This window comes from Chitinophaga vietnamensis, from assembly GCF_902167635.1.
GTDB lineage: Bacteria > Bacteroidota > Bacteroidia > Chitinophagales > Chitinophagaceae > Chitinophaga > Chitinophaga vietnamensis.
This window is the reverse complement of sequence record NZ_CABHMS010000009.1, coordinates 154,091-171,476: the sequence shown is the minus strand read 5'-3', so window position 1 is coordinate 171,476 and position 17,386 is coordinate 154,091. Positions and strand designations below refer to the sequence as shown.

Below are 17,386 nucleotides of genomic sequence, written 5' to 3'. Positions count from 1 at the left end.
AAGTCGGGATATTATGAAGAAAGCGATGTGCAGCGGCATATTAGGTTTGTTAATTACCATCACTGCCTTGACGGCAAATGCCCAGTCAGGCACAGATACCGTGCTAACAACAAGAGGAGCTGTAACCTTGATCACCTGCGGTTCTCCCATCAGCACCTTCCAGATCGGCGATGGCAAGAATACAGATTACGACTATCGCATTGTGGATGGCAACATGGCCTTCGTTCGGCCGGTAGTGGCCTCGCCAAGGCCTACTAACCTCATCGTGCGCGAAGGAGAGAACATTCACTACATGATCCTCAGCTTCCGGCCCACAGCGGATCTTGGCAAACTGAAATACGCTTTGTCCAAACCTAAAGGCAGCAAAACAGCTGCGAAAGAACCGGAAGATGTTGCCGTGAATAGCAAACAACCAGCAGAACATCCTGCTGGCGGCGACAAAATCTCCACACTGCCTGACCTGCCGGAAGATGATGCCACCCTCATCAGCATCGATACGGTAACCGTTAGCAAGATCGCTGAAGATTTTGGCAACGACCGCAAAGGTAGCCACCAGTACGAGATCAAGGCGGAAGGCGTAACCCTCAGCTATGCACAGGCCATGACGCTCAACAACCTGAACTACTTCTGCTTTAATATCAAGAACCATAGCAAGGAACCTTTCACCATCGTGAAAACAAGCCTGCTGCATAAAGACAAAGAAGATAATGCGCAGCTGCATGGTATGCCTATCCTCTACAAAAGAGGTCCTGCCACCATAGGCGGTAAATCAACTGCCAATGAAGTGATCGTAGTGCCTTCCAAACAATTCAAAAAAGACGATGAAGTGATCGTAGTGCTGAAACCAGCTAGCGGCAAGCAACTCGTGGCATTGTACCTGCCCGCCAGCGCACTGCCGAAGTATATGGTGTCGAAATAATTACGCCTGTTTTTATGAAACGCTTATTCCTGACAGGTATATTTTTTTGTTTGTTAATCCACATTGGCGCCGCACAGCAAATAGATTTCTGTGGAGAAGCGGTGCCAATGGAAAGAGACTTTGTATCTTTCCGCCTGATGGACGTGATCAAGCAGAACCTGCACTACCAGGGCTATCTGCCGGCATTACGCCTCAAGGCCGAAATGTATTTTCCTGTCATAGAACCTATTCTCCAGCAATACCAGATACCGGGTGATTTTAAATACCTGCCTATCGTGGAAAGCGGCCTGACTAACGCCACTTCCGCCGCAGGCGCCCAGGGTGTTTGGCAGATCATGCCAGGAACCGCGGCCGAACTGGGCCTCACCGTTACCAATGGATACGATGAACGCAACCATCTCATCAAAGCCACACATGCGGCCTGCCGCCTGATCAGGTTATATTACTCCCAGCTGAAATCCTGGACACTGGCGGCTGCGGCCTATAACGCAGGATCAGGTAATATTTCGAAGAACATCCGGCGGCAGGGCAGTACCGACTATTACCAACTGGTATTGAACAACGAAACCGCACAATACATTTACAAGATCATTGCCATCAAACAATTGTTTGAAAGCCCGGAACTCTACCTTCCGGGATTCGGGTACAATGTTTTCAGCAAAAGCAGTAATAACGGTTCTGTATTTGCAAAACCACAGGTGGCAAGTACCAAAGATTTTAATTCCATCCGCATCACCGTTGGGAAGCAATCCCGCGGAGCCGCCAGCACAGCGGTGTTTGCAGCCAAACTGCAAAACAATAATAACTTCCGCGATGGCGAGCTGGTGAGCATACAACTCATGGACGACCTGCAGGCTAACGGGGTGTATATACGAAAAAGTTCCAGCCTGTCCGGCAAAGGATGGCTGGTGAGCGACCGTGTATATGTAGACCTCGGCTTTGGGGCCTCCGTCGTGCTTTGCGATGCACAAGGCAAAAAGGGCGTGCCCGTCGATCAGTTGAAGACCGGCGGCAATGTGCAGCTGTTAAGCACAGCGCCTCACATCATCACATCGTTCAGGAATATGCGGTATGGAAATATGTTGGCAGACCTTTCCTGTAATTGGAGCAATAATTCCTCTTTCAGATAATGCAGATTGGCAGCGGGGTATTTCGCCACCGGCTGCGTAAGCTGTATCCTGATATCCATGGTACGGTTGTAACCCGCGCCAGTACCGCTTTGCATGGCAACGCCTTTACTTACCGCGGCAGATTGCATCTCGTTACCAAAAATGAAACGGCACAAAGCCTTGATATCTTCCGTGGTCACAATCCTGTTGTGTGATAACAAGTGTGAACGATACAGGTTGATCTTCTCATCTATATTCAAACGGTCCTTTCCTCCTTGGGTGTTAGTGAGCAAGGTGATGCTGTTGGGTTTCGCATTCACTGTACCATACTCCATCAATTTGCTGCCCATGCGGATATGATTAGCCGCCGAACCATTGGTGGAATAGAACTCGATGAAAATGTATTCCGCATTTTCGCGTGGCTTCACCATCACATAAGGGATATTGCCTTTGTTGGCGCTTGGCTGCAATTGCTCTTCCAGTGAGGCGATCAGCTGATGTAGCTCCCGCATGCGGTTGGTGACATAGTCGTTCTTTACTTCTTCAAACAGCGAACTTTCATCACGGATCACTTCCATGAGATAGGCGATGATCTCTTTGGCTTCCCGCGTATCGAAACGGCCAATACCGCTGCTACGCACTACCAGCTCGCCTTCCTGCATCTGCCCGGCAGTGGAGAAATTGCGCACATAGTAATCGGTGCCTTCGAGGTCGTACACTTTCTTGATGTCGAAGAAAATATCCGGTGTTTGTAATGGAATGATATTGAGATAGCGGTTAAGTTTCAGCGACTGCTCATTCACTTTTTTGTTGATCACCGGAAAGCAGTTAATGCTGCAATAGAGGTCTTCCAGCAAGGTGTGGTGCAGCGCTTCAGGAAACTCGATGCGCAGCCACTGTATCTCTTTCTGCAATCTGCCGACTTCCTGGCCAAATATCTGCGATAATATTTCGGGATGTCCGCTGCTTTGTTTGAGCGGTGCAGAAGAGCCGGTGATGGTGAGGAAATGTTTCCGGAAACGTTGCAATACATGTTGACTGTAGCGGGCATTGTTATCTACGGCCACTTGTACCATGTTGTCTACTTCTTCTTCCACTTCGGAACGGCTGTGGTAGTAGCCGCTTTTGTATTGCAGTTCCACATCATTGAAGTAGAGGCGTGCCAGCGGCAGGTAGTGATAAAACATTTCCTGCTGGTGGATATTGCGGAGGTCAAAGAAGAAGGAGAGACCGTCGAGCGACGTGTAATGATCTTCCATGGCCAGTCCCAGCCAAAGATGGTTAGGTGCTGCATCCGGCAGGGTTTTGCCTTGCAATATCTGTTCTTTGAACCAGTTGTCGCGCGTTTCATACAATCGGCTGCCGATCACAAGGTACTGCACCTGTCCGCGGAAGAGGCGGTGCTGCGCTACCGGTGAAAAGAACAGGTCGCGGGTGGTGTTATTATTCTTGGTATGATGATAGAACTGATGGTCTGCATTCAGCGTGGTGACAGCTTCCGTACCGGTGGCATGCAGGATGCCGTAGGCGGGCTGGCTGCTGGTGATGGGCTCGGGCATCATGATCTGCGCCAGGCGTTCCACCAGGCGGGCATGTGATACATCCACTTCGCCGGATATCTTTTCCAGTTCGCTGGCACAGGCTTCCAGCAGCAGTTGTACGATGGGGTCGAAAGAAGTTTCCACTTCCGCATCCGGGTAGCCCCACAGCCTGGCGGCTGTTTTGAGCATCCGATCCTTGATCCGTTCTTTTTTTTCTTTCATGTGAGATGAGCTTCAAAACAATCATCAGTCGTAAGACAGTGGACTGATATAGAAATAACTGCTGTATTGAAACGGGTTATTGTTTTTGGCGAGTGTGCCGGTAACGGTGACCCGTATTTTTTTCTTGATCTTTTTTGAGGGCATGAGCGACAGCTCTTCCTGGTTTACGGCGGCTACTATCCTGATCTGCGTCAGGCGCTTCTCATAGCGCAGGATGGAGGATTTCACGGCATTCTCCACCTGTTCCTTCACTTCGTTGTTGGAGGCTTTGATGTCGAAGTCGCTATCCCACCACTGGCAGCCATATTGGGGATCGTCTTTATTCTCTCCCAATACGGTGGTGATGAGCAGATGAATATGTTGTGCTACGGATTCTTCGAGCGTGATGGTCTGCATGTCTTTCTTCTGCAGTATCTGCGAAAAATCCATCGGCAGTTTATAATATTTGCCTTTCATGATACCTGTTTAAAAGATACCGATAAATTTCTTTTTGTCATAGATGATCCTGATCTCTTTCACGCATCCATCCTGATCTTTCACGAGGTTTACCTTTTCGATCCTGAATTTCTTTTTACCGTAGATGCGGGAGCAGAAGTTGGCGAAGCTGTCAGTTTCCTTATCGTTCAGCAGTACCCTGGCGTTGAGGTTATTGCAGAGGAATTGTGAGAAGTCGCCTGCGCTCTTCTGTTTACCCACTACCTGCGACAGCATGAATTTGAACTCATCGTCTGAAATGGCCGGTACGCGCGGTTTTTCAGGCGGTGGTGGCGGAGCGGGCGTAGTGGGTTGTGCCGGCTGCGGGAATGGTTCAGGAATATAGTCCTGTTTTTCCTGCGGCTTGGCCGGGAATACGGTGATGGTTTTCATCACCATGCGGCTGGTATCTCCGTTCACGATCAGCGACAAGGTGCGCTGGCCGGGGGAGGAGAAGGTATAGGTAACAGATGAGCCGGTGTGTACTTCGGCATTATCTTGCATGAGCCGCCAGGTCCATTTGTTGGCGCCCGGCATTTTGTTGCTGTAGGTAACGGGTCTTCCGGCGAGCACTTCAGTAGGGCCTTCGATCACGGGGAAGAGGTCGGACTTGGTGCTGACAGGCGTTTCCGAGATAGCGGGTACGATCACTACTTCCTTGTTCCAGGTACATTTGCCGGAGGTGAGCGTGATCATATAGCTGCCTGCTTTATAGAAGGAGTGATACACTTGTGCGCCGGTATTCCTGGCGGATGAGTCGCCAAAATCCCAGGTGTAGCCGGCATGGTGTTTATCTGCGCTCTGTGCATTAAATGTAATTACTTCTCCAACTGTATATGCTTTGCTGTTAGTATGTTGTTTGTTGCTTAAGAGAATATCTGTTTGGGTACAATCTTCTTTTCCGCTCATCTGAAAGGCAAGCAGTACGATGCTGATAACAAACAATCCAAGGAAGGTAAAGAGTACCATCGGGTCAACATGACTGGCAATCTTTCCAAAGGGTCTGAATGAGTTAACCTTCCTTTCATTTTCAGGTTTACGGGGGGCCATCGGTTTTTCAGGTTTTTGCAATTTTAATATTTTTTTTAGATAAATTGCCAAAGATGAAGCGTAAAAATATTTTTTTAGTGCAAGCGGCAAAAACCTATTTTTGCTTTTGCAGTTAGCCCGAAACCATTACCTATTTCTTGGATAGACATGCTAACGAGTTATTCAAAAAATAGCTAAACCCGAAAAACCTAAAAATCAGATCACATGGTGAACAACGCACAGAAAGCTGCGGTGCTGGAGGAAGTGATAGATCACGTGCAGGCCCTGCCTTATGATGTAAGAGCGGAGGTAGTGGTGGGTGAGCTGTTAGATAATCACGTGCGCAAGGAAGAGATCGTAGTGCAGTTGGAGAACGTATTCACCCGTTCGTTTAATAAAGATATTACGGATGTGAAGCTGGATGATAGTCAGCCTTATCAGCCGTTCATCGCCTTGTCACTATCACGTGATGGCATATACGACCGTTTGCCGGAAGGCATCTTTCATGATTTCTCGCAGCAGCCGGAAAGGGCGAAAGGTGTGAGTGCCATGGTGGCACGCTACAAGCGGCAGCAGAAAGAGCAGCAGCAGGCGCGTCGTTTTTTTCAGCCGCTGGAAAATGAATTTTTCCTGCAGCGCGTTTTTCTGGAACAACGGGAGAAACACCTGTTGTTTGACGTATTCGGGAAGGATGCAGATCATCTTTTCCACGAGTTCTGGGAGCTGCCTGCCGGCCTGCCTTCCATGGCAGCCAACAGGCTCGTAAAGCTCTTACCGTACATGCACCGCATTGCAGGCAATATGCCTTTGGTGAAGTTGTGCCTTGAACTGGTATTGGAAGAAGCAGTGGATATCGCCTGGAATCACGATCCGCAACCTGTGAAAGCCGGTAGCAGCGTGCCTTTGGGAGAATGCCGGCTAGGCGTGGATACGATGGCGGGAGATATATTTTATACAGATATGCCCAGGGTGACCGTCACACTTGGCCCGCTGCAACAGCACCGGGTCTATGATTATTTACCCTGGCAAGCGTATGGCCGGTTATTGCAAACTTGCTATGACTATTTTTTTCCGGCAGATGTGGAAGTGATCACCGAGCTGCAACCCAACCCGAAAGAGCGGTCAGCGTCAGTGTCCGACCGCAAGCCGGAAGAAGGCATTATGGGATATAATTTTTTCTTGTAGTGAGATCATAGCGATGTGGAACTATTTTTGTTAAATTGACGACGCGTAAAAACACATGTTGTTAAAACCCAAACCCGAAAAACCTGATATCAGAAAAGAACTATGAGATACACGGCGAAATTCTATTTTATGCTGGCCGGCGTGCTGGCAGTGGGATCTATCATAGTGGCGTTGCTCAGCAGGTACATCAAGAACTTCAGCTTGTTTAAAAAGAAAGCGCTGTGGTATTTGTTTTGTATGACGCTGATCTTTGCTGTGATAGCCTCTATACCTTTCCTCTTTACACACCGCAACCTGATGAGCCAGTATTTCTTTTATGAGGTATGGTTCCTCGGCCTGGGCGTGGTACACTGTCATTTCATGTACACCCGCTTCTGGGCCAATGAAACTACATTGGGGTCCGAACTGGCCTTTATCATTGCCATCTGGCTCTTTGGCGGCGTAGGCTTCGTGCTCGTCAACCGCTTTCTTGATAAAGATGATTTCCTCTACTATCCCATGCTCACCAGCATGTTCGCTTTTGTATTGCCCACCTTTGTATATAAGACCTTCGAGAAGATGATGGGAATACCCGTGAAAGTGCATAAATGGTGGCAATATCCCATGTATAAGGAAGTGCCTGAGGTGAATGAAGATGAGATGAGAGACCTGATCGTAATAGGCCTCGAAATGGAGAAAGGACACCGCGACCGCAACCGTACTTATTTCCGCGCCCGCACACCCATGAAGATGGACCTGGGCGATCTCTTCTATCACTTCATCAACGACTATAACGACCGCTACCCTGATACGCCCATTGACTACATCGATCAGAACGGACAGCCTTATGGATGGGTGTTCCACCTGAAGCCCGGCTGGTTTGGCGCCGCCAAAACGCTGGACCCCGGCAAAGCAGTGTTTATGAATGGCATCAAGGAAAACAGCGTGATCATTTGCAACAGAATTGAGATATCCTAAAAGTTAGATTATGGCGGAACCGCTGAAATATTTTTCCGTGAACTGGGTTGACGGCATGAAGATCAGGAAGCAGCATTTCATTGAAACAGAAAATGCATTGCTCGACCAGATCCGTGATGGCCTCTCTACCGGACTGAATGCCCTTAACTATGGACTGTTACCTCCCAAAGCAGAACAGAAAGAATCTTTGCGCTGCTGGTTCGTAAACGATAACCAGCATCAATGGCGCATCAAACTCACGGAATGCCGCGCCATCACACCCGGCGGCGCACGTATAGAAATACCGGAACATACTGTTCATTCCCTGAAATACGCTACCACCTTCCCGGAAGCCGTATATGCCTGGGACCCACAGCATACAGAAAGCACCTACTATGTGCTGATGCAGGTGAATCCATTCAATCGCCAGCCCAGCGGCGAACCCTTGCTGGAAGAGGATCCGCCAAGATTGCCTTATGCAACGCCCGAATATAGTTTATACGTGGTGCCTGCATCGCAATTGCCGCAGGGACAATTGGGCAGCTACCAGATGGCATTGGCCAAGATAACGGTAATGGATGCACGCCCGCAGCTGGAAGATGACTACATCCCGCCATGCAACAGCGTGAGCGCCCATCCCGCATTGATTGACCTGCATCATGAACTGGACCAGTTTCTCGGACAGATGGAACTGTATGGCGTGCACATCGTACAAAAAATCTATGGCCGCAACCAGAATAATGATCTGGCTTTGGTCGTATTGTACATCACTGAAAAAATGGTGCAGTACCTGGGTACGCGCATCACGCAATTCAGGTGGTTATCGCTGTACCAAACACCGGCAGAGATGCTGGAGGTGATCGCAGGACTGGCGCGCACCATGAAAAATGCGATCGATCAACGCGCCGGCGCCGGTAAAGAAGAGCTGCTGAACTACTTCTCCGAATGGTGCGAGCTGCGACAGGGCGAACTTGAAAACCTGATGATCAGCTGCGCCAATATCCGCTACAAACATATTGACGTGCGGGAATGTCTGCAACCAATGATCCCGTTTGTAAGGGCTGTCAACAAACTGTTCGAAAGCCTTAGCAGACTGGATTACATCGGACGTAAAACAGATAGCACCATATTCGTTAAAGAAGAATCTGCGGAAGATTCCGAATATCTGCGCAAGCACAAGAAGAACAGGTGGTTCTTCACAGACTGATCATGATCTATCAACCTATCAAACGTTAAATAAATTTTTATGCAGGTTTTAAACAGGCAAGAACGCACTACGTCATTTTTCTGGTTTCTCTTATTCTTTGTGATTACCGTAGGGCTGTTTGTGCTCGCTATATTTTTTAATTATCAAGTACCGGCGAGAGAGAATGCCTCTCTGCGGAAGGAGTTGTCTACATTCCGCCAGGAGCAAGCATTCCAGGCCGAGTTTGTGCAGAAGATGGATAAAGTGAAACGCAATCTCGATTCTATCAATCTGCCCGGACAGAACGCCAACTATATGGACCAGGTGATCGCGGCATCATTGGCAGATATGCGTAACTCTATCCCGAAAGATGTAGTAACACACTTTGCATTATATGATAACATTGTGCAGAACGGCCTTTCATTGCAGCAGTCAAAGCAGCAACTGCGCGAGTTACAGAACGCACAACAGAATATTGCCACGCTGAAAGAACAGGTGGCAGACCTTACCAGCAGGCTCGATGCCAAGAGCAGAGACTATGATAATCTTAAACTGATGATGATGAATAGCCGCGCCCATTAATGGTGCGCGGTCATATAGCAGTAGATAAGTATTTTGTTAATTGCCCAAAAAAAATTGTTAGGACTCTTGATGAATAGAAATTTTCCCCTTAAATTTGAAGCATAATTCTTACTTATTCTTTATTGGTATTTTTCTTTATTGTAACCTTAAAACTTAACCCACATGTCATTCAAATCCGTATTGACAGTAAACGGCACCAGCTACAATGTTCAGCACGTGTCTTACGACCTCAGCCAGGAAACAGATCAAACAGGACGCCCTTCCGCTATCACCCGTGGTGGCCGCATCCGCCTTACCGTTGAATCTACTGGCAAAACAGAACTCTTTGAGTGGATGGTAAACAATTTCGAAAGAAAAGATGGTACCATCACCTTCTACAAAAGAGACACTGATTCCAAACTGAAAGCTTTGGAATTTAAAGAAGGCTATCTGGTAAAGTTTGAAGAGTCTTTCGACTACGAAAACAAAAATCCGATGACCATCACTTTCACCATTTCCGCCCGCGAAATCAGCATGGGCAATGCCAAGCATGTTAATGAGTGGGTGTGATAACTCCCGACATTATGCGAAAAGGGCTTTCGAAAGAAAGCCCTTTTTTTGTTTGAGCGGAATTTTTTTCACGCAAAGGCGCAAAGGAGCAAAGCAACAAAGATCTTTGCGACTTTGCGACTTTGCTGCTTTGCGTCTTTGCGTGAAAAAATTCCGTTTAATTCAATTGTATCCGCTCGCCCGGCGCTGGAATGATACAAGCCTGCGAAGCCGCTGCCACAGCGGCGCTCAGTGCTTCTCTTGTAAGGTAGCAATGGTTAATTGTTTCCATATGTACCGCTATTACTTTCGTATTCGCAGAATGAGTGATCACTGCCAATACATCTTCAGCCGTCATCGTAATGGGATCGCCGCTGATAAACTGTGCCGCGCCTGCATTTACGATGGTATACGCTGGTTGATACTGCGATAATGCCGCATCCACTTCTTCACACCAGATGGTATCGCCGGCGATGTACAACGATGCGCCATCGCCTTGCAACACAAAGCCGGATACCGGCGCCATCTTCTGGCCAATTTCACCGGTGCCATGTTGACCATCAGTGCGATGTAGCGTTAGTCCTTCCCAGGTATGGCTGGTAGCTACGGGGATCACTTGTGTGAAGCCGGCGGCTTTGATCTTCTCTTCATCCTGCCATTGACAGAAGATGGGCAATTGTTTTGGCAAAAGCTGCGTGGCTGCCGGGTCCCAGTGATCACGGTGGGTGTGGGTAACGATCACGGCGTCGAGTGATTGCAATAGTTGTTGCAGTGCCGTTTCATCGAGTGGCAGATCCAGCATCGGGTTGCGGATGGTATTGGCAGCATTGGCAACAGGGTCCATACTGCTTTTGGCTCCGAGCATAGGATCTATCAATATCTTTTTATTATTCCACTCTATCAGAAGGGTCGCATGGCGCAAGAATAGTAATTGCATGGTACTTGTTTATATCAGGTCTTTAAATGTTTTCTGATCCTGCTGAGACTTTCAGGCTCTATGCCCAGATAGGAGGCAATTTGTTTTACGGGAATATGTTGTATCACTTCAGGATATTCTGCTAATAGTTGCTGGTAGCGCTCCTGTGCGGTGTATTGCAGGAAAGACAGTTCCCGCCTGTATTTGCGGAGATATTGCTGCTCAGCGATCAAACGTCCGACCCTTTCCGACTCATGCGACTTTTCGTATAGCCCTTGCAGTTGGTTGTAGCTGGCGGCATAAGCAGTAACCGGCGTTACGGCCTGAATGGCCACTACAGCTGGTGTTTGCGTAATGAAAGAAGCATAAGAGCAGCTGAACATACCAGGGAAGGCGAAATCCATGCTGATTTCTTTCTCTTCATGCATCGTTACTACACGTACAATGCCGGTGCAGATATAAAAGAGCCGGTCGGCCACTTTGCCGGCGGCAGACAAATACGTGCCGCTGGCAAAGCTCACAGGTTCCAGCAGGGCTTCAAACAATTCCTGGCTGCTGCCGTCAAAAGCAGCGTGCGGGCTGGTTTGCAGCAATGCTTGTAATTGTTGCCGCATTGTTTGAAGGTCCGGCATTATATTTTTCGCAGTTTGATGGATTGCACAAAGTGGTTGCTGCCCTTCTCCAGGATCAGCCTTGCACGATCGCGCGTAGGCGCAATATTCTGCTCGAGATTAGGCTTGTTGATGTCGCTCCATATCTGTGTGGCCAGTTCCACGGTGGCGCTGTCCGACAGATGCGCATAGCGGTGGAAGAAAGATTCCGGGTTCTGAAAGGCTGTCTGGCGCAGCGATTCAAAGCGCGCGATGTACCACTTGCGGATATCTTTCTCCGCGGCATCTACATAAATAGAAAAGTCAAAGAAGTCTGACACAAATACAGAAGGATCTTTCTGTTGCTGTCTGGGCCTCACTTGCAGCACATTCACACCTTCCACGATCACGATATCGGGTTGCTCTATCCATTGCAGCTGGCCTGGCAACACATCATATTCGAGATGAGAATACAGTGGCGCGGCTACGCGCTCTTTGCCTGATTTCACATCTGCGAGGAAATGTACCAGCCTTTTGATATCATAACTTTCAGGGAAGCCCTTGCGGTTCATGATATTATTTTGTTCGAGGAATTTATTGGGATATAAAAAACCGTCGGTGGTCACAAGGTCCACACGCGGGTGGTTGGACCATGTCTGCAATAATTTCTGTAACACGCGCGCGGTGGTGCTTTTGCCCACGGCCACGCTCCCTGCGATGCCGATGATATAAGGCACTTTGTGTACCTGGCTGCTGAGAAAATGGCTGGTGGCCGTATGCAGCTGTTGCGAGGCAGTTACGTAGAGGTTGAGCAGATGTGCCAGCGGGAGATATACCTGTTTGATCTCTTCCATGGTAAGTGGTTCGTTCATACCGTGGAGTTGGTCCAGGTCGTAGTCGGCCAGCTGTAACATCGCGTCGTTGCTTCTTTCCGCCCATTCCTTGCGGGAGAAAGTGATATAGGGAGTGTAGCGTTCGCGTTTAAGAGAAGTTGTCATTTATTGAATATAAACTGTTTTCACGTTCAGAAATTCGTGTGTGCCTTCGAGTGATAGTTCCCTGCCGTAGCCGGATTGTTTCACGCCGCCGAAGGGCAGGCGGGCATCGGATCTCACCATGGCATTGACGAATACGTTGCCGCTTTCGATCTGTGTGGCGAGGCGCGCTGCTTTGTCGAGGTCCTGTGTCCACAGGGCTGATCCCAGGCCGAAGTCGGTCTCATTGGCGAGCGCGATAGCTTCCTGTTCGTTGGCGGCTTCGATCACTACGGCCAAAGGTCCGAAAGTTTCTTCTTTAAAAGCGGTCATATTATTAGTAACCCCGGTGAGCAGGGTGGGGGCAAAGTTACAGTCTTGATGCGTGCCGCCCAATTCGAGGCGTGCGCCCTGGCTGATGGTGTCCCGCATCTGGCGGGCCAGTTCGTCGGCGAGGTCGGGGCGTGCCATGGGACCCATGTCTGTGGCGTTATCCATGGGATTACCCTGTTTCATCTGCGAGAGGATGGCGCGTACTTTTTCTGTGAAGGCGGGCGCCACGGCTTTCTCCACGATCCAGCGTTTGGCGGCGATGCACGATTGTCCGGCGTTTTGCATGCGTCCTTTCACGGCGGTGGCAGCGGCGGCATCGAGGTCGGCGTCTTTCAACACGATGAAAGGATCGCTGCCGCCTAGTTCCAGCACTGTTTTTTTGATGTACTTGCCGGAGAGGGCGGCTACACTTTTGCCAGCCGGCGTGCTGCCGGTGAGCGTAACGCCCTGTACGCGCGGATCTGCGATGATGGGTTCAATATGTTGAGAAGATAAAAGGAGAGATTGAAAGATGCCTGCCGGGAAGTTCGATTCCACGAAAAGCTTTTCTATGGCCAATGCGCAGCCGCTTACATTGCTGGCATGTTTGAGCAGGCCGGTATTACCGGCGAGAATATTCGGGATGGCAAACCTGAAAACCTGCCAGTAGGGGAAGTTCCAGGGCATGATGGCCAGCACGATGCCTTTGGGTTCGTAAGATGCGTAGCTTTTGCGTGCATCGGAAGTGATGATGCGCGGTTGCAGTATTTCCGTGATGTGTTTTACATAATATTCTGCGGAGGTGGCGCATTTGAGTACTTCGGCCTTGGCTTCCTTAAGGGTTTTACCCATCTCCTGTGTGATCAGCGTGGCATGTTCCGTTGCATTGTTTTTCAGTGACTGCGCTACTTCCTGCAGCCATTGGCGGCGCTGATCCAGCGACGTTTGTAACAGTTGCCGGAAGGCCTTTTCACCCGTCAGCAGTTTCTGTTCTATCTCCTTGTCTGTATGGGCAGGGTATTCAGCGATGGTTTCCAGTGTGTACGGATTTATACTCTTGAACATAGCTATGACTTTTAGCGGTGAGCAATTAGCATTTACAAATTTACCGTTTCTGGATTTAATCAGTGCAAGGCGGATGAATGCGTTTATCTTTGCGGCATGAAAGACGAAACTATGGAGCTTAGCAGATGGAATATCCTGATCATGGCCCTTTGCACAGGGCTGATCGTGGCAAATATTTATTACAGCCAGCCCTTGCTGGTATTGATGAGTAAGGAGTTTGGCGTAACGGATGCGAATGCCGGGCAGGTAACATTCTTCACGCAGATAGGTTACGCATTGGGTTTGTTATTTTGTGTGCCGCTGGGTGACAAGCTGGAGAGAAAGGGACAGATTGTGGTGATGACGATCGCTTCGGTGGTGGCTTTGCTCGCCGCTGCGAAATCGGTGAATATCACGATGTTGAAAGTAACGGGCCTGATGATCGGTTTCACTTCGGTGGTACCTCAGCTGATATTGCCGCTGGCGGCGCATTTATCGAGTCCTGCCAACCGTGGAAAGGTGATCGGTACCATTATGAGCGGCCTGCTGGTGGGCATATTGTTATCCCGGACCCTGAGTGGCATTGTGGGCCATCAGTTTGGATGGCGGGCGATGTTCTACATTGCGGCAGCAATCAGCGGTTTGCTGGCGATTGTGATGACGATCTCGTTCCCTGTCAGCAAACCCGCTTTCAGCGGCACTTACGGCGATCTGATGAAATCATTGCTCACGCTTACCAGGGAGCAACCGGTACTGCGCGAGGCCTCGGCTATCAATGCCTGCGGTTTCGCGATGTTTGGTATGTTCTGGACCACGGTGGTATTCCTGTTATCGGATGCGCCCTTTCATTATTCCAGCGACAAGATTGGTCTGATGGGGCTGGCGGCGGCCGCAGGAGCGCTCGGCGCGCCATTGGTAGGGCGTATTGCCGACAAGAAAAATCCTCGTATAGCCGTTGGGTATGGTATCATCTTTCTGTTCCTCGGTTATTTCCTGTTTTATATCTTCCAGGCCAATATCATTGGTATCATTGTGGGGATTGTGGCCATAGACCTGGGTTTGCAGGCAATACATGTTTCCAATCAAACGCGTATCTATATGCTGTTGCCGGAAGCGCGCAACAGGTTGAATACAGTATTCATGACCACCAGCTTTATCGGTACCTCGCTGGGCTCGGGCATCGGGCTGTGGGTATGGTCTGTAGGCCGGTGGAATGGCGTATGTATCGCCGGTACGGCGTTGATCACTACGGCGTTGATCATCTACCTGCTCACTTATAAAAAGAGTTAAAGCAACAAGGGGATCGACTACGTCGATCCCCTTGTTGCTTTAACTGATAAGGTCACTATTCTACCCTGGTGATTTTAAGCATGTTGGTAGGCAGGTGCAGCTTCACGGGCGTGCTGCCGGTGTTTACGGCTACATCGCCTACTTTCACGAAACCTCTTTCTTTCAGGATGTTGATCTGATCGAAAACGATATCGTCAAGGCTTTCTTCTTCTTCGTAGTAGAAGGCACGTACGCCCCAGCTGAGGCTCAGCTGGTTCACCAGTGTTCTTTCTTTGGTGAAGACGTAGAGCGGAGAGCGCGGACGGTAGCTGCTCAGCATGAAGCCGGTGTAGCCGCTTTGCGTCATACCGATGAGGGCATCAGCATCGAGGTCTTCGGCGATCTTACAGGCGTTGTAGCACAGTGCATCGCTGAGGAAGGTAGGAGAGTGGCGGTGAGGGATCAGGTTACGGTTGTAGATGATCGCTTCTTTTTCCACTTCCTGGATGATCTTGTTCATGGTCTGGATCACCAGTACGGGGAACTGGCCGGTAGCGGTTTCGCCGCTGAGCATTACTGCGTCGGCGCCTTCCAGTACGGCGTTGGCCACGTCTGTGATCTCACTGCGGTTAGGACGGGTGCGGTCCATCATGCTTTCCATCATCTGCGTAGCTACGATAACGGGCTTCGCGCGGTGGATACATTTACGGATAATATCTTTCTGGATCATCGGGATCTGCTCTACAGGCAGTTCCACGCCGAGGTCGCCACGGGCGATCATTACGCCATCACTTTCCCAGATAATTTCTTTCAGGTTCTGGATGGCCTCGGGTTTTTCGATCTTGGAAATCACTTTCATCTTGGAATTGCGCGCTTCCAGGCGTTTGCGCAGGTCGATCAGGTCTTTTACGCTTCTCACGAAGGAAAGGGCCACCCAGTCGCATTCCTGGTCGATGATAAATTCCAGGTCGATGATATCTTTTTCGGTAAGGGCAGGCAGAGATACTTTGGTATCGGGAAGATTGAAACCTTTTTTGGAAGAGAGCACGCCTGGCAATGTTACTTCGGCTTTGATTTCGCCGGCAGGGGTGAGTTCTTTTACCACTGTTTCGATCTTACCATCGTCCAACAGGATTTTCTGACCGGGTTTGAGATCTTTGTACAGGTCAGGGTAGGAAACATAGATTTTTTCCATGGTGCCCACTACTTTCTCGTTTACGAAAGTGAGGATATCACCGGTTTTGAGAGGCAGCGCATTGTTTGCGATTTCGCCTACGCGCAGTTTCGGGCCTTGCAGATCGGCCAGGATGGCCACGTTGTAAGGTTCTGTTTTGTTGATCTGGCGGATATATTCGATGATCCGCAGTTTATCTTCGTGCGAGCCGTGGGAAAAGTTAAGGCGGAAAACGTTCACGCCTGCTTTTACCAGCGCCAGCAGTCCTTCATAGGTATCACAGGCCGGGCCAACGGTTGCTACAATTTTTGTTTTGTGGGAAGAGTGTTCTCTACCTGCAGCGTTGTCCATCTGCTTGTGAAAGTATTTCGAAAGATCCTTTGTACTCATAAGTCTTATTTTTTAACTCGCAAGAATTTTAACAATCTTAAACCATTCGGGGTCAATTTCCTGTTTCGCTTTTACAGCTTTGTCAAGAGGTGTATAATGGATCTTGTCATTAACAACGCCGATCATGACGTTGTGTATGCCTTCGAGTAAGGCGTCTACAGCGGCGTAGCCGAGGCGGCTCGCCAGGATACGGTCCTGGCAGGAGGGGGCGCCACCACGCTGGATATGTCCCAGGATGCAAACCCTGGTATCCAGTTGAGGGCAGTGATCTTTGATCCTGCGGGCTACTTCATTGGCGCCGCCGGTTTCATCTCCTTCGGCCACTACAATGAGGTTCACGAGCTTTCTTCTGCGCTCGTTTGCCTGCAGTTCTTCAATAATTTCGTTTACTTCTGTTTTACGCTCCGGCATTAAGACGTGCTCTGCACCCGTGCTGATACCGCTGTGAAGCGCGATGTAGCCTGCATCGCGGCCCATCACCTCAATCACAAATAAACGGTCGTGCGCATCCGCTGTGTCCCTGATCTTGTCGATCGCTTCTATCGCCGTATTTACCGCCGTATCAAAACCAATCGTAGAATCAGTGCCAGCAATGTCCTTGTCAATAGTACCAGGCAAGCCTATACACGGAATATCAAATTCCTGGCTGAACTTCTGCGCACCATTGAACGAGCCGTCGCCACCTATAACAACCAACCCGTCAATGTTGTGTTTCTTCAGATTCTCATAAGCTTTTTTTCGCCCTTCATATTCATAGAACTCTTTGCACCGGGCGGTCTTCAATATGGTGCCTCCGCGTTGAATAATGTTCGCCACTGATTTCGACTCCATCGGGAATATCTCATTCTTCAACATTCCTCTGTAACCGTACATAATGCCGAACACATTCAGCTGATGATAAATGCCCGTTCTTACGACGGCACGAACTGCGGCGTTCATGCCAGGAGCATCTCCCCCTGAGGTAAGGACTGCAATGTTGTTCAGTTTTTTCATATAAATTGCTAAA

Annotated in this window: 17 protein-coding genes; 8 read left to right on the top strand and 9 right to left on the bottom strand. The window is 49.4% G+C overall.

Annotated features, from left to right (window positions below; translation table 11 throughout):
* Positions 1–13 precede the first annotated feature (13 nt).
* Positions 14–919, top strand: a complete 906-nt coding sequence (locus FPG75_RS22555; protein ID WP_143310228.1) for a hypothetical protein — start codon at positions 14–16, stop codon at positions 917–919.
* A gap of 50 nt (positions 920–969) precedes the next feature.
* Positions 970–2,049, top strand: coding sequence for a lytic transglycosylase domain-containing protein (locus FPG75_RS22550; protein ID WP_161596889.1), 1,080 nt, complete (start codon positions 970–972; stop codon positions 2,047–2,049).
* On the opposite strand, the gene FPG75_RS22545 is transcribed toward FPG75_RS22550, so the two are convergent.
* Genes FPG75_RS22545 through FPG75_RS22535 form a run of 3 tightly spaced genes read right to left on the bottom strand, consistent with a single transcriptional unit; the run spans position 1,959 to position 5,315 of the window.
* Complete coding sequence (locus FPG75_RS22545) at positions 1,959–3,791, bottom strand: type VI secretion system baseplate subunit TssF (RefSeq protein ID WP_143310222.1); 1,833 nt, start codon at positions 3,789–3,791, stop codon at positions 1,959–1,961. The genes FPG75_RS22550 and FPG75_RS22545 overlap by 91 nt on opposite strands.
* A gap of 24 nt (positions 3,792–3,815) precedes the next feature.
* Positions 3,816–4,247 (bottom strand): GPW/gp25 family protein, encoded by a 432-nt coding sequence (locus FPG75_RS22540; RefSeq protein WP_143310219.1) that lies wholly within the window; start codon positions 4,245–4,247, stop codon positions 3,816–3,818.
* A 9-nt stretch (positions 4,248–4,256) separates the two neighbouring features.
* Positions 4,257–5,315, bottom strand: coding sequence for a PKD domain-containing protein (locus tag FPG75_RS22535; protein ID WP_143310216.1), 1,059 nt, complete (start codon positions 5,313–5,315; stop codon positions 4,257–4,259).
* 204 nt (positions 5,316–5,519) lie between these two features.
* Here FPG75_RS22535 and FPG75_RS22530 point away from each other — a divergent pair, with 204 nt between their 5' ends.
* The 5 genes from FPG75_RS22530 (at position 5,520) to tssD (ending at position 9,732) form a co-directional block, all read left to right on the top strand.
* Positions 5,520–6,479 (top strand): type VI secretion system baseplate subunit TssG, encoded by a 960-nt coding sequence (locus FPG75_RS22530; protein ID WP_143310213.1) that lies wholly within the window; start codon positions 5,520–5,522, stop codon positions 6,477–6,479.
* A gap of 102 nt (positions 6,480–6,581) precedes the next feature.
* Entirely contained in the window at positions 6,582–7,436 is an 855-nt protein-coding gene (locus tag FPG75_RS22525; protein ID WP_143310211.1) for a TssN family type VI secretion system protein, read from the top strand.
* 10 nt (positions 7,437–7,446) lie between these two features.
* Positions 7,447–8,622 (top strand): hypothetical protein, encoded by a 1,176-nt coding sequence (locus FPG75_RS22520; RefSeq protein ID WP_143310208.1) that lies wholly within the window; start codon positions 7,447–7,449, stop codon positions 8,620–8,622.
* Positions 8,623–8,661: 39 nt separating this feature from the next.
* Positions 8,662–9,183: a type VI secretion system TssO gene (gene tssO, locus FPG75_RS22515; RefSeq protein ID WP_143310206.1), complete on the top strand. Its 522-nt coding sequence runs from the start codon at positions 8,662–8,664 to the stop codon at positions 9,181–9,183.
* Between the two features lie 162 nt (positions 9,184–9,345).
* Positions 9,346–9,732 carry a type VI secretion system tube protein TssD gene (gene tssD, locus FPG75_RS22510; protein WP_143310203.1) on the top strand — a complete coding sequence of 129 codons (387 nt, stop codon included), beginning with the start codon at positions 9,346–9,348 and terminating at the stop codon, positions 9,730–9,732.
* 157 nt (positions 9,733–9,889) lie between these two features.
* Here the strand turns inward: tssD and FPG75_RS22505 are convergent, their stop codons facing one another.
* From FPG75_RS22505 to FPG75_RS22490, 4 genes are read right to left on the bottom strand one after another with little or no spacing between them, the layout of a single operon-like run.
* Complete coding sequence (locus tag FPG75_RS22505) at positions 9,890–10,648, bottom strand: MBL fold metallo-hydrolase (protein WP_143310200.1); 759 nt, start codon at positions 10,646–10,648, stop codon at positions 9,890–9,892.
* 14 nt (positions 10,649–10,662) lie between these two features.
* Positions 10,663–11,259 carry a Crp/Fnr family transcriptional regulator gene (locus FPG75_RS22500; RefSeq protein ID WP_143310198.1) on the bottom strand — a complete coding sequence of 199 codons (597 nt, stop codon included), beginning with the start codon at positions 11,257–11,259 and terminating at the stop codon, positions 10,663–10,665.
* Positions 11,259–12,215 (bottom strand): type I pantothenate kinase, encoded by a 957-nt coding sequence (coaA, locus tag FPG75_RS22495; protein ID WP_143310195.1) that lies wholly within the window; start codon positions 12,213–12,215, stop codon positions 11,259–11,261. Before coaA ends, FPG75_RS22500 begins: the two co-directional genes overlap by 1 nt.
* A complete protein-coding gene (locus FPG75_RS22490; protein ID WP_236652876.1) occupies positions 12,216–13,568 on the bottom strand; it encodes an NAD-dependent succinate-semialdehyde dehydrogenase in 1,353 nt (450 codons plus the stop codon).
* Between the two features lie 96 nt (positions 13,569–13,664).
* Between FPG75_RS22490 and FPG75_RS22485 the strand changes: the two genes are divergently transcribed.
* Positions 13,665–14,837 carry an MFS transporter gene (locus tag FPG75_RS22485; protein WP_201747998.1) on the top strand — a complete coding sequence of 391 codons (1,173 nt, stop codon included), beginning with the start codon at positions 13,665–13,667 and terminating at the stop codon, positions 14,835–14,837.
* Between the two features lie 55 nt (positions 14,838–14,892).
* Here the strand turns inward: FPG75_RS22485 and pyk are convergent, their stop codons facing one another.
* Both pyk and pfkA read right to left on the bottom strand, forming a co-directional pair.
* Positions 14,893–16,380 (bottom strand): pyruvate kinase, encoded by a 1,488-nt coding sequence (gene pyk / locus FPG75_RS22480; protein WP_143310190.1) that lies wholly within the window; start codon positions 16,378–16,380, stop codon positions 14,893–14,895.
* 12 nt (positions 16,381–16,392) lie between these two features.
* Positions 16,393–17,373, bottom strand: a complete 981-nt coding sequence (gene pfkA / locus FPG75_RS22475) for a 6-phosphofructokinase (protein WP_143310187.1) — start codon at positions 17,371–17,373, stop codon at positions 16,393–16,395.
* Between the last annotated feature and the right edge of the window lie 13 nt (positions 17,374–17,386).